Origin of the sequence: Streptomyces sp. NPDC005761 (assembly GCF_040630635.1) — a bacterium.
Lineage (GTDB): Bacteria > Actinomycetota > Actinomycetes > Streptomycetales > Streptomycetaceae > Streptomyces.
Window position 1 is genome coordinate 24,125 of the sequence record NZ_JBEXXX010000018.1, and the last position, 22,630, is coordinate 46,754.

13 protein-coding genes are annotated in these 22,630 nt (G+C 68.0%); 12 read left to right on the plus strand and 1 reads right to left on the minus strand.

The annotated features are described in order from the left end of the window. Positions 1-16: 16 nt before the first annotated feature. From ABZ434_RS18425 to ABZ434_RS18435, 3 genes are all read left to right on the plus strand, one after another. On the plus strand, positions 17-3,979 hold the full coding sequence (locus ABZ434_RS18425; protein WP_359137394.1) for a hypothetical protein: 3,963 nt from the start codon (positions 17-19) through the stop codon (positions 3,977-3,979). An 86-nt stretch (positions 3,980-4,065) separates the two neighbouring features. Further along, positions 4,066-4,965, plus strand: a complete 900-nt coding sequence (locus tag ABZ434_RS18430; protein ID WP_359137399.1) for an aminoglycoside phosphotransferase family protein — start codon at positions 4,066-4,068, stop codon at positions 4,963-4,965. Positions 4,966-5,253: 288 nt separating this feature from the next. Next, on the plus strand, positions 5,254-5,898 hold the full coding sequence (locus tag ABZ434_RS18435; protein WP_359137402.1) for a histidine phosphatase family protein: 645 nt from the start codon (positions 5,254-5,256) through the stop codon (positions 5,896-5,898). A gap of 102 nt (positions 5,899-6,000) precedes the next feature. Here the strand turns inward: ABZ434_RS18435 and ABZ434_RS18440 are convergent, their stop codons facing one another. Next, positions 6,001-9,846, minus strand: coding sequence for a GH92 family glycosyl hydrolase (locus ABZ434_RS18440; protein WP_359137405.1), 3,846 nt, complete (start codon positions 9,844-9,846; stop codon positions 6,001-6,003). A 499-nt stretch (positions 9,847-10,345) separates the two neighbouring features. On the opposite strand from ABZ434_RS18440, the gene ngcE reads away from it, so the two are divergent. From ngcE to ABZ434_RS18485, 9 genes are all read left to right on the plus strand, one after another. Then, positions 10,346-11,788, plus strand: coding sequence for an N-acetylglucosamine/diacetylchitobiose ABC transporter substrate-binding protein (gene ngcE, locus ABZ434_RS18445; RefSeq protein WP_359137409.1), 1,443 nt, complete (start codon positions 10,346-10,348; stop codon positions 11,786-11,788). Between the two features lie 53 nt (positions 11,789-11,841). Beyond that, positions 11,842-12,765, plus strand: a complete 924-nt coding sequence (locus ABZ434_RS18450; protein WP_359137412.1) for a sugar ABC transporter permease — start codon at positions 11,842-11,844, stop codon at positions 12,763-12,765. 91 nt (positions 12,766-12,856) lie between these two features. Continuing rightward, positions 12,857-13,774 carry a carbohydrate ABC transporter permease gene (locus tag ABZ434_RS18455; RefSeq protein WP_359084432.1) on the plus strand — a complete coding sequence of 306 codons (918 nt, stop codon included), beginning with the start codon at positions 12,857-12,859 and terminating at the stop codon, positions 13,772-13,774. 216 nt (positions 13,775-13,990) lie between these two features. Continuing rightward, positions 13,991-15,190, plus strand: coding sequence for an ROK family transcriptional regulator (locus ABZ434_RS18460; protein ID WP_359137667.1), 1,200 nt, complete (start codon positions 13,991-13,993; stop codon positions 15,188-15,190). A gap of 132 nt (positions 15,191-15,322) precedes the next feature. Beyond that, positions 15,323-16,381 (plus strand): substrate-binding domain-containing protein, encoded by a 1,059-nt coding sequence (locus ABZ434_RS18465; protein ID WP_359137670.1) that lies wholly within the window; start codon positions 15,323-15,325, stop codon positions 16,379-16,381. Between the two features lie 231 nt (positions 16,382-16,612). Continuing rightward, complete coding sequence (locus tag ABZ434_RS18470; RefSeq protein WP_359137415.1) at positions 16,613-17,401, plus strand: ATP-binding cassette domain-containing protein; 789 nt, start codon at positions 16,613-16,615, stop codon at positions 17,399-17,401. Further along, a complete protein-coding gene (locus tag ABZ434_RS18475; protein WP_359137418.1) occupies positions 17,398-18,696 on the plus strand; it encodes a sugar ABC transporter permease in 1,299 nt (432 codons plus the stop codon). The genes ABZ434_RS18470 and ABZ434_RS18475 overlap by 4 nt, the downstream gene beginning before the upstream one ends. 284 nt (positions 18,697-18,980) lie before the next feature. Then, a complete protein-coding gene (gene dxs, locus ABZ434_RS18480) occupies positions 18,981-20,903 on the plus strand; it encodes a 1-deoxy-D-xylulose-5-phosphate synthase (protein WP_359137672.1) in 1,923 nt (640 codons plus the stop codon). Positions 20,904-21,067: 164 nt separating this feature from the next. Continuing rightward, the gene (locus ABZ434_RS18485; protein ID WP_359137421.1) at positions 21,068-22,573 is read left to right on the plus strand and encodes an amino acid permease; all 1,506 of its coding nucleotides are present in this window, start codon (positions 21,068-21,070) and stop codon (positions 22,571-22,573) included. The last annotated feature ends 57 nt before the right edge of the window (positions 22,574-22,630 follow it).

Here is a 22,630-nt window from a genome sequence, read left to right on the forward strand (position 1 = left end):
CTCCCGGAGACCGCCCGTGAGCACGCCGTACCCCAAGATGCCGTTCAGCGCACAGGTCAGCAGTGTCCTGATCCAGGACGCCATCAACACCAACACCGTCGTGGTCAGCCTCGACCAGGATCTTCCGCAGAGTGCGGCCCCCTGGGTCGGCACGTTCTGCAACCCGTTCGCGAACGGGCTGGCCGAGGCCTTCGTCATCACCGACACCGCTTCGGACGGGACCTCGAACAACGGCACGTACGCGCTGAACTACCTCGCCCAGGATCCCACCGCGGTGCACGGCTGGACCCTGACCCCGATCCCCGGCATCCCGGACGGCTGCACGCCGGTATCAGTCGTCTCGTGCATGGCCGTCGGTTTCCCGAACTTCTTCTGCACCCTGAGAAACGCCTTCGGCGCGTCGCGCATGCTCTGGCACGGCTGGCTCGACGGTGACGGCAACATCGTCACGGAGACCTTCGAGTTCATGTACCCGGTGCCGACCCTCAAGGTGGCCTACTACAACCCCGTCATCCAGGGCCGGAGCAACGGTCCTCTCCCGACCACCGGCGAGGGACCGTTCCCGATCGTCTACTCCGTCACCGACATGAACTACGTCGGTCCCGGGCTGCCCCTGTGCAGCACGCTGAGCTTCGACGGAGCCGCCTGGCATCAGGACTCCGCGCTGCTGGGCGAGCCTGGTTCGCCCTACACCGCGTCGGACTGGACGCTGTTCCCGATCGCGCAGCAGTTCGGCAACTGGGTCATGGTCTGCGCCAACAAGTCGTTGCCCGCCGGTGAGTCACTGACCTCGGTGTGGCGGATCGACGGAACCGTGGTCACCCAGTCCCCGTACTCCCGCGCCCGTCCACCGGTCTCGCCGCCACCGGTCACCGCGGCGGAGTCGTTCGCGGACGTCTGCTGGGAAGGGATGGAGTACGGCTTCCGGCCGCTGTACGTCGACACCAACGGCGTGCCCTTTCTCTACGACGCCGAGTACGGCAGCATCGTGCTGCCGGTGAACACGAGCAGCACCATCACATCGGCCCGGGCCGTCACCGACGACACGGGCATGACCTCGGTGTTCCTCGTCGACTCGGACGAGAACCTCTTCTTCCTGACCCAGACCGGGCTCTTCAGCAGCAGTGCCGCGCCCGAGAAGTACACGATCCAGTGGGCGCCGAGCGTCGCGATCTCCGGCAGCCTCACCGACAGCGGCGGAGTCAACGAGGGCTGCGCAGCCCTGTACCCGTCGCTCTTCCCCTACGACCCGCCCACGCTGTTCACGGCCAACGCGGCAGGCGAACTGCGGCTGCGCCAGCTCAACGCGGCCACCGACGCCGGTCCGGGCGGCTGGATGAACCACACGCCGGCGCTGGCCCAGGTCAACACGTACGAGTTGGCGACGTACCGTACCCAGTTCATCCTCACCGACGTCAACGGCGTGCCGGTGAGCAACCGGAAGGTCGACGTCAGCGCCTCGACGGTGACCGCCGCCGTCCTCAACGGCATCGTCCAGATGATCGGGCCCGGCGACGGCCAGTCCGCCACCGTCACCACGACGGCGGGCGGCACCGCCACCGTCGCCCTCGTCGCGAGCGACTTCGCCCCCGCCACCCTCACCTTCACCGATGCGCCGGGCCAGTCCGGCGACGACGCCGACGACGAGCCCGCGTTCGGGGCGCAGAGCGTCGCGCCGGCCGCCCCGGTGCAGGCGTACCTCGCCGGCAGTGCCGACGGCATCGCCGACGGAGGCCTCGGCACCACCGGCTCCCTCGACTACATGGGCGCCGGCAACACCACCTTCACCTCCGACACGATCTCCGGAGCGCAGAACCCCAACCCCGACCGCCCCGGCAGCCTGTTTCCCGGCGTGCAGGGCGACAACCCCGTCATGTCCGCGGACCAGGCACACACGGCTGTCCAGAGCCTCATGGCCAAGGGGACCGGGCAGTCGAACCAGGTCCCGAGGGCGGCGGACGCGGACGGCGCCCTGGCGGGATTCATCCTCAACCGCGACGTCGTCACGGGCCGGCCCCGCTACCAGGAGTTTTACGGCCGGGACGCCTACCTGCGTGAACTGGCCCTCCACAACACCTTCATCGGCGAGAGCCTCTGGGGTGACATCGAGAGCATCGCGGACAGCGTCTGGCAGGGCATCAAGTCGGCCGCGATGGCGGTCTATCACATCGGTGCGAACCTGGTCGACGGCATCGTGCAGATCGCGGTCAGGATCGGCGACGCGATCGTCAGCATCGGCAGCATCATCATCAAGGGCATCGAGGACGCGGTCAACGTCGTGATGGCCGTCTTCTCGGCCATCGAGGCGTACGTCAAGGACGTCATCGACTTCCTCAAGGCCCTGTTCGACGGCAAGGCCGTCTTCGCCTGCCAGCAGGCCCTGGCGGCGGGGCTGACCGCCACCATCGACTCCGTGGCCGAGGCCCTGGCCAACGCCCGGTCGAATCTCGGACCGCAGTCGTCGTTCTTCGCCGACCTCCAGGGTGCGATCAGGGACGGGTTCGGCAGCGCCGCGACCGGCATCGGTTCCGGCACGACGCTGGGCGACAACTCCACGTATCAGCAGTACGCCGAACCGAGCTCCGTCACGGGCAACACCAGCACGATCACGAAGACCGGCGCCGGCGGTACGGCGGTCTCGCCGGCCGACCTGGCAGCGAGCCCGCACGCCCACTACCTGACCCATCAGACCTTCGGCGCGGTCGCCCCACCGACCGGCAGCGGCGGCGCCGGCCGGGCCCCGGCCCGGCCCGCGCCCGCTCAGCGCACATGGAGCGAGTTCATCGAGGATCTCGGCCGGCAGGCCACCGGGTCCGGCAAGGGGAGTGCGACCGATGACCCCGATCCCTTCTGGGACTTCTGCTGCGAGCTGTTCGGATCGGAGGCGGCGAAGGACCTGTTCCGGGCGTTCGGCGAAGCCGTGCAGCAGGTCATCGACTGGATCAAGTCCCAGATCGACCCCTCCGACCCGGGCGAGTGGCAGAACGTCAGCATCGGAGACCTGCTCAGCACGATCGCCGAAGAGCTGATCGAGGCCTTCCTCGCCCTGCTCGACGAGGTGGTCGTCGACCTCCTCGGACTGATCGTGGACTGCATCGAGGATGTGAAGACGTTTCTGGGGACGAACCTCTCCGGACCGCTGGTGGTCCCTCTGCTCCTCGGCTGGAACTTCTTCGCCCTGCTCGCCGGTGACCCGCTCGTCGAGAGCATCACCATCCTGGAGGGGCTCACGCTCCTCGCGGCCGTGCCCGTGCACGTCATCGGCACCATCATCGAAGGAAAGTCCGCGAGCCTGAGCTGGCCCCCGGAGTCCGACGCGCAGCGCCGCCACGGCGACGGCGTCCCCGGCTCCACCGGCCCGTGGGCGTCGATCTACTACGTCGGCGGGGCTCTGGCCAGTGTCGTCGAGGGCCTCGCCCTCATGTACCTGGATCTCTGCGCGGCGGCCGGCGAGTCGTGGTCGGACAGCTGGGCGGACTACGGCGGTGTGGTCACCGCGATCGGCGTGGGCTGCAACCTGCTGTCGGTCGCGCTGACCATCCCGTTCCCCATGGACACGCTCAACGCGTGGCCGATCGCCGACTGGGCCGTCGGGGCCCTCTTCGCCTCGCTCTCCACCGTCGGCTGGCAGCTGTTCAAAATGTACTATTTGAACAACTACCTCAATGGTGCGACGCCCTCGGACGCCGAGTCGCTGAAGACTTTCGCCCTGTCCGCGTTCAACATGGTCCTCGGCCTTGTCGATCTTGTCGTAAACATCGTTGCCGACTGCGAGGAGGGTGGCGAGTGGGACGCCGACCGCGTCCTGGCCGCCGTCAGCTCGGGACTCGGCCCGCTGGCCAACATCGTCTCCCCTCTGGGCACCGGGCCCGTCCAGGAGGTGTGCCCGGAGTGGGTGGCGTGGATTCCGCCCGCCGCCGACGTCACGAGCTACGTCGTCGGCGGGCTCATCGGTCTCTTCGCCGACCTGGAGGTGTAGGGCCCGCCCCTATGCGGTTGACGAGTGCGTCCGGGCCGGGGTCGTATGTCGCCTGACCGGAAATCACCCGCTCCAGGACGGCAGGGATGAGCGTAGGCAGGCTGCACGCGGACGAGCCCGAAATCGACGACGCGCTGGTGCACCGGCTGATCGCCGCGCAGTTCCCGCACTGGTCCGGTCTCCCCGCCGAACGCGTCGGCGTCGCCGGGACCAGCAACGCGATGTTCCGGCTCGGAGAGGATCTGGTCGTCCGGCTCCCCCGTACCGCGGGCTCGGCCGACGACACCGTCAAGGAGCACCACTGGCTTCCGCGCCTCGCGCCCTCGCTCCCGGTCGCCGTCCCCGTCCCGCTGGGCGCGGGCGCGCCCGGCGAGGGCTACCCATGGCCCTGGTCCGTCTACGAGTGGATCGGCGGGAACTGCCCGACGGTCGGTGACACCACCGAAGCCGCCCCGCTCGCCCGGGACCTGGCCCGCTTCACCACGGCGCTCCAGCGCGTCGACCCCACCGACGGCCCCCGGTCCTACCGCAGCGAGACCCTGGCCGCCCGGGACTCCGCAGTCCGTGCGGCGCTCGCGGACCTGCACGCCGACATCGACACCGGGGCGGCCGCCGGAGCCTGGGAGACGGCCTTGCGCGCACCCGCACCGGCCGGCCCGCCCGTCTGGATCCACGCGGACCTGCAACCGGGCAACATGCTCACGGCCGACCGGCGGCTCACCGCCGTCATCGACTTCGGCTGCCTCGGGCTGGGCGACGCCGCCGTCGACCTGATCGTTGCCTGGTACGTGCTTCCCGCCGGGGCGCGCGACACCTTCCGTGCTGCGACGGGGGCGGACGACGCCGCCTGGGCGCGCGGCACCGGCTGGGCACTGTCCGTCGCGCTGATGGAACTTCAGCACTACCGGAGGACCAACGCGTTCATGGCGGACACCGCACGGCACGTCATCGCGGAGATCCTCGCCGAGTACCGGCACCGCGCGTAGGGCCGGTCGTTCGGATCATGCCGGGCTCGCGGGGGCCGGCACGCACATCCGCTGCGGTGTCGCCCAGCACCAACGCTCCGCGTTGTCTCGATCCTCCGCCGTGCGGCCGCACGCACCGGACCCCGCTCCCTGATCCGGCCCGATCCGACCGGCAGGCCCTAGCCGCATCAGGTCACTCCCGGGCGCGCCCGCCCGCCTCGCTCCGGCCGGAATGCAATCGTGGACCAGGGGGTTCGCACCACTGACAGCACGTGAGCGGTAACAGTACTGAGAGCGGATGGCCTTCACATGGGCGAGTTGATCCTGATCCGGCACGGCGAGACCGAGTGGTCGCGCAACGGACAGCACACGAGCCACACCGACCTGCCTCTGACGCCCCTCGGTGAGCGACAGGCCCGCGCTCTCGCCCCCCTGCTCGCCGACCGCGCCATCGCCCTCACCCTGGTCAGCCCCTCGGTACGGGCCCGGCGCACCGCCGAGCTCGCCGGACTGGCCGCGCCCCGCATCACCCCCGAGCTGCGCGAGTGGGACTACGGCGGGTACGAGGGCATCACCACCCACGACATCCATCTCGTCCGCCCCGACTGGAACCTCTGGACGGACGGCGTCTCGCCCGGCCCCGACGCGCACCCGGGCGAGACCCCGGCAGAGGTCGGGGCGCGGGCCGACCGGGTACTGGCCGAGGTCGGGGAAGCCGCCGAGCGGGCTGGTGACGAGGACATCGCGCTGGTCGCCCACTCCCACTTCCTGCGCGTTCTGACGGCCCGGTACCTCGGCCTGCCCCCGGCGGAGGGCACGCTCTTCCAGCTCGCCACGGGCGCCGTGTCCCGGCTCGGCACGGAGCACGGCCAGCCGGTCATCACGGCCTGGAACGTGACCCTGCCGGAGAGCCTGTTCCCCGCGGCCGTCCCGGACACCCCCGAGCACGTCTGAGCACGGGAACCGGCGCCGGAGCCCCGTCCGTACCGCGGCGGTGGACACGCGACCGGCCGGCACCCCGCGAGGAGGTACCGGCCGGCCGTGACGAGCGCAGGATCAGGAGATCAGCTCCACCTCCGCGAGCGTCGACTCACTGCCGAGCACCAGCCGGTAGTGCGCGTACAAGCCGGGGGCGTCGACCGTGAAGGCCCTCGTCTGCTTGTTCCAGGCGAACGACTGGCCGGACCGCCTGTCGAGGTCCTTCCAGGTCGTGCCGTCCACGGATCCCTGCAGCACCCAGCCGCTCGGGGCCTTGGCCGCCTCGCCCGACGTCAGCGTGTACTGGACCGCGTTCGTCGCCGAGGGGGCCGGCAGCTCCACCGTGGAGACGGTGGCCGTGGTGGCCGAGGTGTTGTCGAACAGTGCGCCCTCGCCCTTCAGCACGTCCTTCTTCGGCGACGGCACCTTGTCGTCCTTGGTGATCGAGACCGGGGCGGCGTCCTTGCCGGTGCCCCAGGCAGACGGCTCGGAGCCCATGTCGAACTCCAGCACCCCGCCCTTGGCCAGCAGGTCGTGCGGCAGCGAGGTGGAGGTCCACTTCTTGCCGTTGACCTTCAGGCCCTGGACGTAGATGTTCTTCGCGCTGTTCTTCGGCGCCTTGACGACCAGGTCGTGGCCGTTCTCCAGGTGCACCGTGGTCTTGGTGAACAGCGGGGAGCCGATCGCGTACTCGCCACTGCCCATGACCAGCGGGTAGAAGCCGAGGGAGGAGAAGAGGAACCAGGCCGACTGCTCGCCGTTGTCCTCGTCGCCGTGGTAGCCCTGACCGATCTCGCTGCCCGTGTACAGACGGCCGAGGACCTCGCGGACCTTCTCCTGGGTCTTGTACGGCTGCGAGGCCGCGTCGTACATGTACGTGACGTGGTGCGCGACCTGGTTGCTGTGGCCGTACTGGCCCATCCGCACGTCACGCGCCTCCGTCATCTCGTGGATGACGCCGCCGTAACTGCCGACGAACTCCGGGCCCGCCGTCTCGGGGGTGGAGAAGTACGTGTCCAGCTTCTTGGCCAGACCGTCCCGGCCGCCGTACAGGTTGGCGAGGCCCTTGCTGTCCTGCGGGGCGGTGAAGGCGTAGCCCCAGCCGTTGGTCTCCGTGTAGTCGTAGCCCCAGACCCGCGGGTCGTACTGCTCGGACGGGAGCCGCCAGTCGCCCTTGGCGTCCTTGCCCTGGAAGAAGCCCGCCTTGTCGTCGAACAGCTCGACGTAGTTGCGGGCCCGGTTCAGGAAGTACTCGGACTCGTCCTTGTAGTGCTGCTTGTGCGTCTTCTTGTAGAGCGCCTGGCCCATCTGCGCGATGCCGTAGTCGTTGAGGTAGCCCTCCAGCGACCAGGACAGGCCCTCGTGGGTCGAGGTGTTGGCGTACCCGGCGAACGGGGACGTCTCCATGCCCTTGCGGCCGACGCCCGAGGACGGCGGAACGACCGTGGCGTTCTTCAGGGCCGCGTCGTACGCCGCCTCCGCGTCGAACTTCACGCCCTTGACGTACGCGTCGGCGAACGCGACGTCCGAGGAGGTGCCGGTCATCAGGTCCGAGTAGCCGGGGGAGGACCAGCGGGAGATCCAGCCACCGTCCTTGTACTGCTGGACGAAGCCGTCGACCATCTCGCCGGCCTTCTTCGGCGTGAGGAAGGAGTACGCCGGCCATGTCGTCCGGTAGGTGTCCCAGAAGCCGTTGTTGACGTACACCTTGCCGTCGACGATCTTCGCGCCGGTCTGCGTCGGGGTGTCCGAGCCGACCTGCGGGGAGAAGGGGGAGGCGTACTTGTCCTTGCCGCCGACCTTCTCGAAGCCCGAGTTCGGGTACAGGTAGAGCCGGTACATGCTGGAGTACAGCGTGGTCAGCTGGTCGGCGGACGCGCCTTCGACCTCGACCTTGCCCAGCAGGTCGTCCCAGGCGTCCTGCGCCTTGTCCTCGACCCGGGCGAAGGAACGCGAGGCGGGGATCTCGGCGGCGAGGTTCTGCTTCGCCTGGTCGATGCTGATCAGCGAGGTGGCGAGCCGCAGGTTGACGGTGCGGTCCTTGCCCGCGTCGAAGCGCAGGTAGCCCGTGACGTCGGCACCGCCGCCGCCGGAGAGCTTGCCGCTGTCCGTGACGGGGGCGTCGAAGACGCCGTACACGAAGAGACGGGTGGCACCGGTCGAACCGCCGCTCTTCACGTCGGAGAAGCCGGTGAAGGAGCTCGTCCCCGGGTCGAGGGTGAGCCCGCCGTCGTTGGAGACGTTGTCGAAGACCATGCTCGCGTCCTTGCCCGGATACGTGAACCGCATCCGCGCCGCGTGGTCGGTCGGCGTCATCTCGGCCTCGAGGCCGTTCTCGAACGTCACCCCGTAGTAGTGGGGCCTCGCCGTCTCGTTCTCGTGCTTGAACGGCAGCGCGCGCGCCGTGCGTGAGGCGTCCGGGGTGCCGGACGCCGCCGACGGCATCAGCTGGAAGGTCTGCCGGTCGCCCATCCAGGGGCTCGGCTCATGGCTGGCGCTGAAGGCCTGCAGGGTGGGCAGGTTGTCGTCGTTGTTGCCGCGCGCGTAGTCGTACAGCCAGCTGGTCGATCCGGCGTTGGTGACCGGCGTCCAGAAGTTGAAGCCGTTGGGGACGGCGGTGGCGGGGAAGTTGTTGCCCCGGGAGAAGCCGCCGCTGGAATTGGTGCCGCGCACGGTCGAGGCGTAGTCCGAGAGGTGCTTCTTGCGCTTCTCGGGCGCCTTGGGCGCGATCTTGACGTCGTCGATCCAGCCCTGGAACTTCGACGGCCCCTTGGGGGAGTCGTACGCGACCAGGATCCGGTCGACGGTCCTGCCCGCCGCGACGGTGCCGATCCGCGCGTCGACCTTGTTCCACTGGTTGACGTACAGCCGCTTGGCGTCGGCCTGGCCCCCGGGGGTCAGCAGACCGCCGTTGCTGTCGGTGGCGTGAAGATCGCTGAGGTAGGTGCCGTCCGTGAACGCGAGGTCCACGGCGACGTGCGTGGCCGGGTAGGACAGGTCCGTCTCGCCCATCTGGGGGTACACCAGGTAGGAAAGTTCGGTGTCCTTGGTGACAGCCGTGTTGACGTCGAAGATCTTGTTGTACGAGTACGCCCTGCCGTCGGCCTTGTGCGTGCCGGCGTAACGCAGTGCCTTCTTGCCGGTGAAGCCCGCGCCCGCCTTGGCGGTGGGGGAGCCGGAGGGGCCGCGGTCGATCTGGCTGCGCATGTCGTCGGGGGCGGGGGCCGAGGTGTCGCCGTCGGAGAACTGGACGTCGGCGAGCTGGGTCGCGTCGGAGGCGCCGTTGTTCTTCGTGATGTCCAGGCGGAAGTGCTGGTAGGCCTTGTCCGTCGTGAAGTCGTACGACTTGGTCTGGAAGCGCTCGCTGAACGTCTGGCCGGTCCGGGTGTCCAGGTCCGTCCAGGTCTTGCCGTCCTCGGAGCCCTGCAGGGTCCAGTCCTTCGGGTCCCGCTCGTCGTGGTCGTCGGCCGAGGTCAGCGCGTACGTCACGACCTTGACCGGCTCCACGAGGTCGAACTCGACCCAGGCGTCGGGCTCGAACGACAGCCACTTCGTCCCGGACTGTCCGTCGACGAGGTTCTCCTTCACCTCGCCGCCGCCGGTGTTCTCGTCGCTGGCGCGGACGTCCGTGACCTTGTCGGTGACATTGCCCGGTATTCCGGCGGAGAATCCTCCATCGATACCCGATGACCGCTTCTTGCCGTCAGTGCCTTCTTCGACGGTATTGCGCCAGTCCGGCTGCTTTTCGTCAGCCTCGAAGGATGAGGTGAATGTCCGGTCGCCGGCGGCCTCTTGACCGTGTGCACCCGCTCCGGCCGAGGTGGCCGCGGCAGCGGTGGGGGCGGTCACGAGCAGGACGAGTGAGGCCGCTATCAGTGCGGCCGTGCTGCTTTGTCTCTTGCGAGAACCATGTCGGGGCTGCATGCCGAGCCATTCCTCCCGAGGAAGTGCGCTTGGACAACGTTGTCAGAGGGGGGCGCAGGAACCAGTAGGGAGTGAAGTGTCGGCTGGTGTCAAGGGTGTTGGATCAGAGCCGGTGTGCGAATCGACCGGAATGCGGAAATCGTTACATCCGAAGGAGGCCGTGTGGTGCCGAGGTATCCGCGAGGTCTCAACTCGGGAAAGACTGCCGTCCAAACCTGCATTCGATCTTGCTCAGTTGGCGACAAGTGGACTATACCTGTCGGCGTCTGCACAGCTTCTTTCCAACTGTGCGGTCAGGGGAGACACGGGGGCAGGACAACAGGGCGCCGCAGGTGCGTCCGCTGTTCGGGCTCCCCGCGCCCCCCACTGCAATGGCTAGCCTGAAATCTGTACCACCCAAGCGCAACTGACCGCGGTGGCGGGGCCCTTCGCCTGAGGCGAATATCGACGGGCGACCGGTACACACCGCCTGAGTCCTGGAGAAGGCGAGGACTTGAGCATGGGATCCACCTCCGCCCACAACAATGAGGGCCTTGGCCGTCGCGATGTGATCAAGCGGTCTGCCGCACTCGGTCTGATCACCGTCCCGACGATGAGCTTCCTGTCGGCCTGCGCGAGCAGCGACGGCGGCAGCGACGACCAGGTCGAGAAGGGCAAGACCAGCGCGAAGAACCCGCTGGGCGTCAACGAGACGGCCGCTCTCGACGTGGTCATCTTCGACGGCGGCTTCGGCCAGCAGTACGCGATCGACGCCGAGAAGAAGTACACGACGGCCTTCCCGAAGGCCAAGGTCAAGCACTCCGCGACCCAGAAGATCCAGTCGCAGCTGCAGCCCCGCTTCAACGGTGGCACCCCTCCGGACCTGATCGACAACTCCGGTGCCGAGCAGATGGACATGGGTGTCCTCGTCGGCAAGAAGCAGCTGATGGACCTGACGCCGCTGATGGACGCCCCGTCCATCGACGACCCGAGCAAGAAGGTCCGCGACACGCTGCGCCCGGGTGTCCTGGAGATGGGTCAGTTCGACGGTGACCCGGTCTGGATCATGTACTACGCGTACACCGTGTACGGCGTCTGGTACTCGCAGACCAACCTGGAGAAGCTGGACGCCGAGTATCCCGAGGACTGGGATGCCATGCTCGCGCTGTGTGCGAAGGCGAAGAAGAAGGGCATCGCCGGCTGGACGTACCCGGGCAAGTACCCGTACTACCTGCCGTTCTCGCTCTACCCGTTCATCGGCAAGATCGGTGGCCGGGAGGTTCTCGACAAGATCGACAACCTGGAGCCGAACGCCTGGAAGGACCCCGCCGTCAAGGCGGCGTTCGAGGCGTACTACGAGCTGTACCAGAAGGGGTACATCCTCAAGGGCACCCCGGGCCTGACCCACATCCAGTCGCAGACCGAGTGGACCAAGGGCAAGGCGCTCTTCATCCCGAACGGTTCGTGGGTGGAGAACGAGGCGGCCCCGACCACGCCCAAGGACTTCAAGATGATGGTCTCGGCCCCCTCCGGCCTCGACTCGTCGGACAAGCTGCCCTTCGGCACCATCTGGGCGTCCGGCGGCGAGCCCTTCGTCGTCCCGGCGAAGGCGAAGAACCCGCAGGGCGGTATGGAGCAGCTGCGCATCATGCTCTCCGAGGAGTCCTCGAAGAACTTCACCAAGCAGGTCAAGTCCCTCAGCGCCTTCAACGGCGGCACCGACGGTCTGACCCTCTCCACGGCCATGCAGGCCGGTGTCGACGCGCTGAAGAAGGCCGGCGACAACGTGGTGAACCCGCGCATGCAGGACTGGTACGTGAAGCTCCAGAAGGAGCAGATCGGCACCGCCGGCATCGGCGAGATGATGGCCGGGCGTCTGACGCCCGCCGAGGCCATCAAGAAGATCCAGGGCTACGCGGACGCCGCGGCCAAGGACCAGTCCATCAAGCACTACCAGCACTAGTGAGTAACCGTCACCAGCGGCGGCACCCGCGGAAAGATCGGGGTCGGTAAACGATGCAGCACGGCAAGTACCGGTTCATTGTGGGGTTCCTGGTAGCCCCACTGGCGTTGTACGCGGTCTTCGTCATCTGGCCGTTCATCCAGTCCATCTACTACTCGTTCACGGACTGGACCGGCCTGAGCCCGGACTTCAAGATGGTCGGCCTCGACAACTACACGAGGATGTTCAAGGACGACATTTTCTGGAAGTCGCTGCAGCACAGCGTGCTGCTCGTGCTGCTGCTGCCGCTGGTGACGCTGGGCCTCGCGCTCTTCTTCGCCTTCATGCTCAATGTCGGAGGCCGGCGGCGGAAGAACGCCGCGGTCTCCGGCGTGCGGGGCTCGGGTTTCTACAAGATCGCCTATTTCTTTCCGCAGGTGCTCTCGATCGTCATCGTCGCCCTGCTGTTCCAGTTCGCGTACAACCCGCGCAGTGGAATGCTGAATTCGGCGCTCAAGGGAGTCGGGCTCGACTCCGTCCAGCCGGACTGGCTGGGTGACCCGGATCTGGCACTCATCTGCGTCATGGTGGTGCTGGTCTGGTCGACGGTCGGATTCTTCGTCGTCCTCTTCTCCGCCGGTATGGCGTCCATCCCGAAGGACTTCTACGAGGCGGCGCTCCTGGACGGGGCCAGCCGCGTCACGACGTTCTTCAAGATCACCGTGCCGCTGCTCTGGGACACCATCCAGTCGGGCTGGGTCTACATGGGCATCCTGGCCCTCGGAGTCGAGGCGTTCACGGCCGTACAGGTCATGACCGTGGGCCCCGGCGGCCCCGACTACTCGACCTCGGTGCTGCCGCTGTACGTCTACCAGACGGCCTTCCGCGACGGTCAGGCCGGATACGCGACCACGATCGGTGTGGGGCTGCTCATCGTCACCATGGTGTTCGCCGCCATCGTGATGCGACTGGGCCGGCGCGAGCGGCTGGAGTTCTGATGCTGTGCTTCCCGGGACGCGTTGCCCGGATCCCCAGCAGGCAAGACAGCCCGGTCCCGGCGACCGGCTCGACAGTACGAGGTGAGCACACGTGAAGGCCACTGAAACCCCTCCCGTGGTCACGGTGACGGAACCGGCCCCCGTGTCCAAGTCGCCCGCCCAGGACGACAAGAAGAAGAGTGGCGAGGGCAAGATCCTCAACGTCTTCTCGCACGGTGTGCTGATCATCTGGGCGATCCTGGTGGTCATGCCGCTGCTCTGGGCGGTCATGACCTCGTTCAAGACCGATGACTCGATCCTGTCGACGCCATGGGCGCTGCCGGACAAGCTTCACTTCGAGAACTGGTCACGCGCCTGGAGCCAGGCGCACATGAGCGAATACTTCTTGAACACGATCGTGGTGGTCGGGGGTTCGCTGATCGGCACGCTGCTGCTGGGTTCGATGGCGGCCTACGTGCTGGCCCGGTTCGACTTCCCGGGCAACCGCTTCGTGTACTACCTGTTCATCGGCGGGATGAGCTTCCCGATCATCCTGGCGCTGGTCCCGCTGTTCTTCGTGATGAACAACATGGGGCTGCTGAACACGACGCACGGGCTGATCCTGGTCTACATCGCCTATTCGCTGCCGTTCACCGTCTTCTTCCTCACCGCCTTCTTCCGGACCCTGCCGGGCTCCGTGGCGGAGGCGGCGATGATCGACGGTGCCTCGCACACCCGGACGTTCTTCCAGGTGATGCTGCCCATGGCGAAGCCGGGCCTGATCAGCGTCGGCATCTTCAACTTCCTGGGGCAGTGGAACCAGTACATGCTGCCCACGGTGCTGAACAGCGACCCCGACCACCGGGTGCTCTCCCAGGGGCTGGTCGAACTGGCCAACAGCCAGGGCTACAAGGGCGACTGGTCCGGACTCTTCGCCGGTCTGGTGATGGCGATGCTCCCGGTCCTCGCGGCCTACATCGTCTTCCAGCGTCAGGTCGTGGCCGGTCTGACCGCGGGAGCGGTGAAGTAATAGCTCAAGCGCTTTCTCCACGGAACAACCGAACCGCCCGCCGGCAGACCTGCCGACGGGCGGTTCGTCTGTGTAAGGGGGAGTTCGCGGAGTGCGCGGAGCGAGGGTTCCGTGCTCATCCGAGGCTCCGACTGCTCAAGGTCTTGACGGGGCGTACCCCAAAACGGTCAGCTTAGGGTTCACATGTTGGAGAATATGGCAGGAGTGAGAGAGTCGATGGAGACTCCGGGGTCGCAGACATCTCTGCATCGCGCCAACCTTGAGCGGGTCGTGCGCGCCGTACGTATGGCGGGCTCGCTCACCCAGGCGGAGATCGCCAGGAGCACGGGCCTCTCCGCGGCCACCGTCTCCAATATCGTTCGTGAACTGAAGGAGGGCGGCACCGTCGAGGTGACCCCCACCTCGGCCGGCGGCCGCCGGGCCCGCAGTGTCTCGCTCAGCGGTGACGCGGGCATCGTCATCGGCGTCGATTTCGGGCACACGCACCTGCGGGTGGCGGTCGGCAACCTGGCTCATCAGGTGCTGGCCGAGGAGTCCGAGCCGCTGGACGTGGACGCCTCGTCCGCCGAGGGCTTCGGACGGGCGGAACAGCTGGTCAACCGGCTGATCGAGACCACCGGGATCAGTCCCGGCAAGGTCATCGGGGTGGGCCTCGGTGTTCCCGGCCCGATCGACGTCGAGTCCGGCACGCTGGGCTCCACGTCGATCCTGCCGGGCTGGACGGGCATCAACCCCAGCGAGGAGCTCGCCGGACGCCTCGGCGTGCCGGTGTACGTCGACAACGACGCCAACCTCGGGGCGCTGGGCGAGCTGGTGTGGGGGAGCGGCCGCGGGGTCCGCGACCTCGCGTACATCAAGGTCGCCAGCGGTGTCGGCGCCGGTCTGGTGATCGACGGCCACATCTACCGGGGGCCCGGCGGCACGGCCGGCGAGATCGGCCACATCACCCTCGACGAATCGGGCCCTGTCTGCCGTTGCGGCAACCGCGGGTGCCTGGAGACCTTCACGGCCGCCCGGTACGTCCTGCCCCTGCTCCAGCCCAGTCACGGGGCCGATCTCACCATGGAGCGAGTGGTCCAGCTGGCCCGCGAGGGCGACCCGGGCTGCCGCCGGGTGATCGGCGACGTCGGGCGGCACATCGGCAGCGGGGTGGCCAACCTCTGCAATCTGCTGAACCCGAGCCGCGTGGTGCTGGGCGGCTCGCTGGCGGAGGCCGGGGAGCTCGTCCTGGGGCCCATCCGGGACTCCGTGTCCCGCTATGCCATCCCCAGCGCCGCACGACAGCTCTCGGTGCTCCCCGGGGCCCTCGGCGGACGGGCGGAAGTGCTGGGTGCGCTGGCTCTCGTACTGAACGAGATGGGTGATTCGACCCTTTTGGAGAGCACCCTTCCTGCGGCGACCCCTGCCTTCACTTAGATAACGAATGGCACCGTTGTCATCTCGTTAAGGATTTACTCCTTGACGCCGCCCCCGCGGCCGAGTTGACTTCCAGCCACCTCGGCCGCAACGCTGCGGCCTCGTCAGGGAGGCACACCCGCAATGAACGCAATGACGCGACGCATCGTCATAGGCACGGCCGCCGTTTCGATGGCCGTCTCCCTCGCCGCTTGTGGCAAGGCGGGCGACGACAAGAAGGACTCGGCGGACTCGGGCAGCAAGACCAAGATCGGTCTGCTTCTCCCGGAGAACAAGACCGCTCGCTACGAGACGCTGGACAAGCCGCTGTTCATCGAAGCGGTCAAGAAGGACTGCGCGGACTGCGAGGTCGTCTACAACAACGCGGCCGGTGACGTCGGCCAGCAGAAGCAGCAGTTCGAGCAGCAGATAGCCGATGGCATCAAGGTCATCGCGATCTCCTCGGTCGACGCCGAGAAGTCCGCCTCGTGGATCGCCGCCGCACACAAGAAGGGCGTCAAGGTCGTCGCGTACGACCGCGCCATCGTCGGTGCCGACGCCTACGTGAGCCACGACAACGAGAAGATCGGCAAGCTTCAGGGCCAGGCCGTCCTCGACGCCCTCGGCTCCAAGGCGGCCGGCTCCAACCTCGTCATGATCAACGGTGACGAGAAGGACCCGAACGCCGGTCTGTTCAAGAAGGGCGCTCACGCGTCTCTCGACGGCAAGATCAAGATCGCCTACGAGGCGTCCGGCGAGTGGGACCCGAAGATCGCCGGCGAGAAGATGACCGCCGCCATCTCCTCGGTCGGCAAGGGCAAGATCAACGCCGTCTACTCCGCCAACGACGGCATGGCGGGCGGCATCATCACGTCCCTGGACAACGCCGGCATCAAGGACATCCCGGTGGGTGGCCAGGACGCCGAGCTCCCCGGTATCCAGCGGATCATCGCCGGTACGCAGACCTTCACGATCTACAAGTCGCCGAAGCAGCTCGCCCCGACGGCCGCCCAGTTCGCCGTCAACCTGCTCCAGGGCAAGGACATCGGCGCCGCGGGCGAGACGGACGGTGTTCCCTCCACGCTGCTCGAGCCGACCGTGGTGAACAAGGACAACATCCAGTCCACCGTGATCAAGGACGGCATCTACAAGGTCGCCGATGTCTGCGTCAAGGACATCGCCGCCAAGTGCACCGCACTGGGCATCAAGTAGTCCCTCCTCGCGCCAGGGCCGACAAGCCCTGGCGCGTACGGGTCTGACCCGCCCCGCACGGCGGAGTCCACCCGCCCCACGACTGTCCGGCATCCGGCCGGCCCACACCCCGCTGCCGGCCGGGTGCCGGACATTCATCCCCCAGTACTTCCAGTACGTCGACGCTGCCCTCGTGGCGCGGCGTCTCCGCCGGTCAGGCGGCACATCCCCGCCGGTCAGGCGGCGAAGGAGATGGTTCACGTGTCACAGACGCCCGTGCTGGCGTTGCGTGGAGTCTTCAAGCGATTCGGAGCGGTCCAGGTCCTCTCCGGTGTCGATCTCGAAGTCCACGCCGGAGAAGTGGTCGCCCTCGTCGGCGACAACGGTGCAGGAAAGTCCACGCTGGTCAAGACGATCGCCGGCGTGCACCCCATCGATGAGGGCGTCATCGAGTGGGAGGGCGCGAAGGTGGACATCAGCCGTCCGCACGACGCCCAGAACCTCGGCGTCGCCACCGTCTACCAGGACCTCGCGCTCTGCGACAACCTGGATGTCGTCGCCAACCTCTTCCTCGGTCGCGAGATCAAGAAGGCCGGCGTCCTCGACGAGGTCGCCATGGAGAAGCGGGCACAGGACCTCCTGTCCACGCTCTCCATCCGTATCCCCAGCGTCCGCATCCCGGTCGCCGCGCTCTCCGGCGGCCAGCGCCAGGTCGTGGCCATCGCCCGTGCCCTGGTCGGCAACCCCAAGATCGTGATCCTGGACGAGCCCACCGCGGCCCTCGGCGTCGAGCAGACCGCACAGGTCCTCGACCTGGTGGAGCGGCTGCGCGAGCAGAACCTCGGCGTCATCCTCATCAGCCACAACATGGCCGACGTGAAGGCTGTCGCCGACAAGGTCGCCGTGCTGCGACTCGGCCACAACAACGGCATCTTCCCTGTGGCGACGACCAGCCACGAAGAAATCATCGCCGCGATCACGGGCGCCACGGACAACGCCGTGACCCGCCGCAAGTCCCGCAGCGCGGAGGCATCCAAGTGAGCAAGATCAACGAGACTTCGGCCAAGGTCCCGGCCCAGGCGGAGGCCACCGAGGCTCCCGTAGCAGCGGCCGGCGCAGTCAAGGTCGTCGACCCCCGCCTGCTCGTCCGCGAACAGGGCTTCAAGGGTTACTGGACCGAGTTCAAGCGCAAGGTGCGCTCGGGCGAGATCGGCTCGCTGCCCGTCGTGGTGGGCCTGATCATCATCGGGATCGTCTTCCAGCTCGAGACCGGCAACTTCCTGACCTCGTACAACCTCGACCAGATCACGCTGTACGCGGCGGGCCCCGGCATCATGGCCGTGGGCATCGTCTTCGTCCTGCTGCTCGGCGAGATCGACCTGGCGGTCGGTTCCGTCGCGGGTCTCGCGGGTGCGGTGTGGGCCGTGCTCGGCACGGACATGCCCGACTCCCTCGCCATCGTGGTCGGCATCCTGTCCGGCACGGCCATCGGCGCCTTCCACGGCATCGTCTTCGCCAAGATCGGCGTGCCCGCGTTCGTCGTGACGCTGGCAGGCTTCCTGGGCTGGGCCGGTCTGCAGACCTGGGTGATGGGCGACAAGTCCACCATCACCACCCCGCTCGGCAGCTTCGTCCGCGACCTGACCAGCTACTACTTCGCCGACGTCGCCGCAGCCTACGGTCTCGCCGTGGTCGTGATCATCGCCTTCTACCTGGCGCAGCTGCGCGACTCGCGCCGCCGCAAGGCCGCAGATCTGCCGAACCGCCCGCAGAGCGAGATCATTCTGCGCACCGTTCTGCTCGCCGTCCTGTGCCTGCTCGCCGCGTACGCGTTCAACCAGGAGCAGGGCCTCCCGCTCTCCCTGGTGATCTTCCTCGCGATCCTGGTCATCACCGACTTCGTTCTGCGCCGCACCACCTACGGCCGTCAGATCTTCGCGGTCGGCGGTGGCATCGAGGCAGCGCGTCGTGCCGGTATCAACGTGTCCTGGATCCGCATCTCGGTGTTCATGATCTCCGGCACGCTCGGTGCGGTCGGCGGTCTCTTCCTGGCCTCCGCGACCGGCGGCGCCGACCGTTCGCTCGGTGGCGGCAACCAGCTCATGATGTGCATTGCCGCAGCCGTCATCGGTGGTACGTCCCTGTTCGGCGGACGCGGCAAGGTCTGGTCCGCGCTGCTGGGCATCCTGGTCATCCAGTCGATCGTCCAGGGCCTCAACCAGATGAACCTGTCGTCGAACGCGATCCAGTACATGATCACCGGTGGAGTCCTGCTCATCGCCGTGATCATCGACTCGATCTCGCGCAAGACCCAGAAGACCGCGGGCCGCGCCTAGGGCGTGTCGCCGGACCGGCGTCGTCGGCAGACGGCGGTCCGACGACAGGACCTGGCAACGCCCTCCTCCGGAGCGGCCACGACCGTGCCCGGCGCCCCTTCACGGGGCGCCGGGCACTGTCACGTACCGGCGCGGGGTGGGACAGCACACTCCCGCCCGATGTCCGCGGCGGCGAACGGAACATTAGACTCAGCGGATCGGCATGCTCGACAGCACAATCGCAAGGAGGCACGGTGACACAGCCGCGCGAAGCGCGTCAGGCGGTGAAGGGCGACGGATGGGATCTGCTGGCCCGCATCGGCGGACCGCGTGACCTGGACCGGCTCACCCCCGAGCAGCTGGAGCAGCTCGCCGAAGAGATCCGGACCTTCCTCGTCGACGCCGTCTCCAAGACCGGCGGACACCTCGGACCCAACCTGGGTGTGGTCGAGCTGACCATCGCCCTGCACCGGGTCTTCGACTCGCCGAAGGACAAGGTCCTCTTCGACACCGGCCACCAGAGCTATGTGCACAAGCTCCTCACCGGCCGCCAGGACTTCTCGAAGCTCAAGAGCAAGGGCGGCCTCTCCGGCTACCCGTCCCGTGCCGAGTCCGAGCACGACGTCATCGAGAACTCCCACGCCTCCACCGTGCTCGGCTGGGCCGACGGCCTCGCCAAGGCCAACGAGGTGCTGGGCAAGGACGACCACGTCGTCGCGGTCATCGGCGACGGCGCGCTCACCGGCGGCATGGCCTGGGAGGCGCTGAACAACATCGCCGCCGCCAAGGACCGCCCCCTCGTGATCGTCGTGAACGACAACGAGCGCTCCTACGCCCCGACCATCGGCGGCCTCGCCAACCACCTGGCGACCCTGCGCACCACGGACGGCTACGAGCGCTTCCTGGCCCGCGGCAAGGACCTCCTGGAGCGCACCCCCGTCGTGGGGAAGCCGCTCTACGAGACGCTGCACGGCGCGAAGAAGGGCCTCAAGGACTTCATCGCGCCGCAGGGCATGTTCGAGGACCTCGGCCTGAAGTACGTGGGCCCGATCGACGGGCACGACTTGGAGGCCCTGGAGTCCGCGCTCCAGCGTGCCAAGCGCTTCGGCGGGCCCGTCATCGTGCACTGCCTCACGGAGAAGGGCCGCGGCTACACCCCGGCACTCCTGGACGAGGCCGACCGCTTCCACGCCGTCGGCAAGATCCACCCCGACACCGGCCTGCCCGTGGCCACCTCCGGCCTGGACTGGACGTCCGTGTTCGGCGAGGAGATGGTCAAGCTTGGTCAGGAACGGGAGGACATCGTCGCGATCACCGCGGCCATGCTCCAGCCGGTCGGTCTGACCAAGTTCGAGAAGGCCTTCCCGGACCGGATCTACGACGTCGGCATCGCCGAGCAGCACGGCGCGGTCTCCGCGGCGGGCCTCGCCACCGGCGGTCTGCACCCCGTCTTCGCGGTGTACGCCACCTTCCTCAACCGCGCCTTCGACCAGGTCCTGATGGACGTCGCCCTGCACAAGTGCGGTGTGACGTTCGTCCTGGACCGGGCCGGGGTCACCGGTACGGACGGCGCCTCGCACAACGGCATGTGGGACATGTCGATCCTGCAGTGCGTGCCGTCGCTGCGGATCGCGGCCCCGCGCGACGCCGACCAGGTACGCGCCCAGCTGCGCGAGGCCGTCGACGTCGACGACGCCCCCACGGTCGTCCGCTTCTCCAAGGGCGCGGTCGGCCCGTCGGTCAAGGCCGTCGGCACCGTCGGCGGCATGGACGTGCTCCGCAAGCCGGCCGCCGCCCGCCCGGACGTCCTGCTCGTCTCCATCGGGGCGCTGGCCCCGATGTGTCTGGAGATCGCGGACCTGCTCGACGCCCAGGGCATCTCGACCACCGTCGTCGACCCGCGCTGGGTCAAGCCCGTGGACGAGGCCATGGCCCCGCTCGCGGCGAAGCACCGGGTCGTCGTCACCGTCGAGGACAACAGCAGGGCCGGCGGTGTCGGCTCCGCGGTCGCCCAGGCGCTGCGCGACGCCGACGTCGACGTACCGCTGCGCGACTTCGGCATCCCGTCGGTGTTCCTCGACCACGCCTCCCGCAAGGAGGTCATGGCCGAGATCGGGCTGACCGCACCGGACATCGCCCGCCAGGTCACCGGTCTGGTCGCCAGGCTCGACGGCCGGTACGAGACGGACGCGGAGAGCCGCTCCGTGGCGGAGCCCGTCCGGGACTGACCGGCGTACCGCCGAAACTCCGATTGGGCCGGTCGCCCACCCTGAACGGGTGGTCCGACCGGCCCATTCGCGTGAAACAGGGCCGTGCGCGGCGTGCTGCGGGCGGTCGTGGGGCCGGCGGGTCCGAATCATGGCGTACACGACGAGTGCGTGGAGGTACGCCGGTGAGCACGCAGCAGGACCTGCCCCCCAGCGGAGACGGACTGTTCAGGACCAAGACGGTCGAACAGTCCATCCGCGACACCGAGGAGCCGGAGCACGCCCTCAAGAAGTCCCTCTCCGCCCTGGACCTCACGGTCTTCGGAGTGGGCGTCATCATCGGAACCGGAATCTTCGTGCTCACCGGCAAGGTGGCCAAGGAGACGGCGGGCCCCGCCACCGCCATCGCGTTCGTGGTCGCGGGCGTCGTCTGTGCCCTGGCCGCGCTCTGCTATGCGGAATTCGCCTCCACCGTCCCGGTGGCCGGCTCGGCGTACACCTTCTCCTACGCCTCCCTCGGCGAACTCGTCGCCTGGATCATCGGCTGGGACCTGGTCCTGGAGTTCGCGCTGGGCACGGCGGTCGTGGCGGTGGGCTGGTCCGGCTACGTCCGATCACTGATGGACAACGCCGGCTGGCACCTGCCGGACGCGCTCTCCGGCCCGGACGTGGCGGACGGATTCGGCTTCGACGTCCTCGCCTTCGTCCTGGTGCTGGTGCTGACCGTGATCCTGGTGCTCGGCATGAAGCTCTCCGCCCGGGTCACGACGGTCGTGGTCGCCATCAAGGTGACCGTGGTCCTGATCGTGATCATCGCGGGGCTCTTCTTCATCGACACGGCGAACTACTCGCCCTTCATCCCCGACGCCCAGCCCCAGGCATCCGGATCGGGCCTGGACGCCCCGCTCGTCCAGCTGATCTTCGGGTACGAGCCCACGAACTTCGGCGTCATGGGCATCTTCACCGCCGCCTCGGTCGTCTTCTTCGCCTTCATCGGCTTCGACGTCGTGGCCACGGCCGCCGAGGAGACCAAGCTCCCGCAGCGCGACATGCCCCGCGGCATCATGGCCTCGCTCTTCATCTGCACCACGCTCTACGTCGCCGTATCGATCGTCGTCACCGGTATGCAGAACTACACCGAGCTGTCCGTGAGCGCGCCGCTCGCCGACGCCTTCAAGGCCGTCGGGCACCCCTTCTACGCCGGCGTCATCAGCTTCGGCGCCGCCGTCGGCCTCACCACGGTCTGCATGATCCTGCTGCTCGGCCAGACCCGCGTGTTCTTCGCGATGAGCCGGGACGGCCTGCTCCCGCGGTTCTTCTCGAAGACGCACCCGCGGTTCCGCACCCCGTACCGCCCGACCATCCTCCTCGGCGGGCTCATCGCGATCATCGCGGGCTTCACCAGCATCAACGAGCTCGCGACGCTGGTGAACATCGGCACGCTCTTCGCCTTCGTGGTCGTCGCCCTGGGCGTCATCGTGCTGCGCCGCACCCGCCCCGACCTGCACCGCGCCTTCCGCACGCCGTGGGTTCCGCTGGTCCCGATCCTGTCGGTCGCGGCCTCGGTCTGGCTGATGCTCAACCTGCCGGCGGAGACATGGCTGCGGTTCGGCATCTGGATGGTCGTCGGCGTGATCATCTACTTCGCGTACGGACGCGGGCACAGCCGCGTGAACCGCACGAAGGTGTGACGCCGACGGCCCCGCCCGCCCGTGCGGGCAGGCGGGGCCGTCGGGCCTGCCGCGGTG

Excerpts from the sequence above, each read along its gene's own strand:
- ABZ434_RS18430 (WP_359137399.1), top strand. The coding sequence starts at position 4,066 with ATGAGCGTAGGCAGGCTGCACGCGGACGAGCCCGAAATCGACGACGCG.
- ABZ434_RS18435 (WP_359137402.1), top strand. The coding sequence starts at position 5,254 with ATGGGCGAGTTGATCCTGATCCGGCACGGCGAGACCGAGTGGTCGCGC.
- ABZ434_RS18440 (WP_359137405.1), bottom strand. The coding sequence starts at position 9,846 with ATGCAGCCCCGACATGGTTCTCGCAAGAGACAAAGCAGCACGGCCGCA.
- ngcE (WP_359137409.1), top strand. The coding sequence starts at position 10,346 with ATGGGATCCACCTCCGCCCACAACAATGAGGGCCTTGGCCGTCGCGAT.
- ABZ434_RS18450 (WP_359137412.1), top strand. The coding sequence starts at position 11,842 with ATGCAGCACGGCAAGTACCGGTTCATTGTGGGGTTCCTGGTAGCCCCA.
- ABZ434_RS18460 (WP_359137667.1), top strand. The coding sequence starts at position 13,991 with ATGGAGACTCCGGGGTCGCAGACATCTCTGCATCGCGCCAACCTTGAG.
- ABZ434_RS18465 (WP_359137670.1), top strand. The coding sequence starts at position 15,323 with ATGACGCGACGCATCGTCATAGGCACGGCCGCCGTTTCGATGGCCGTC.
- ABZ434_RS18470 (WP_359137415.1), top strand. The coding sequence starts at position 16,613 with ATGGTTCACGTGTCACAGACGCCCGTGCTGGCGTTGCGTGGAGTCTTC.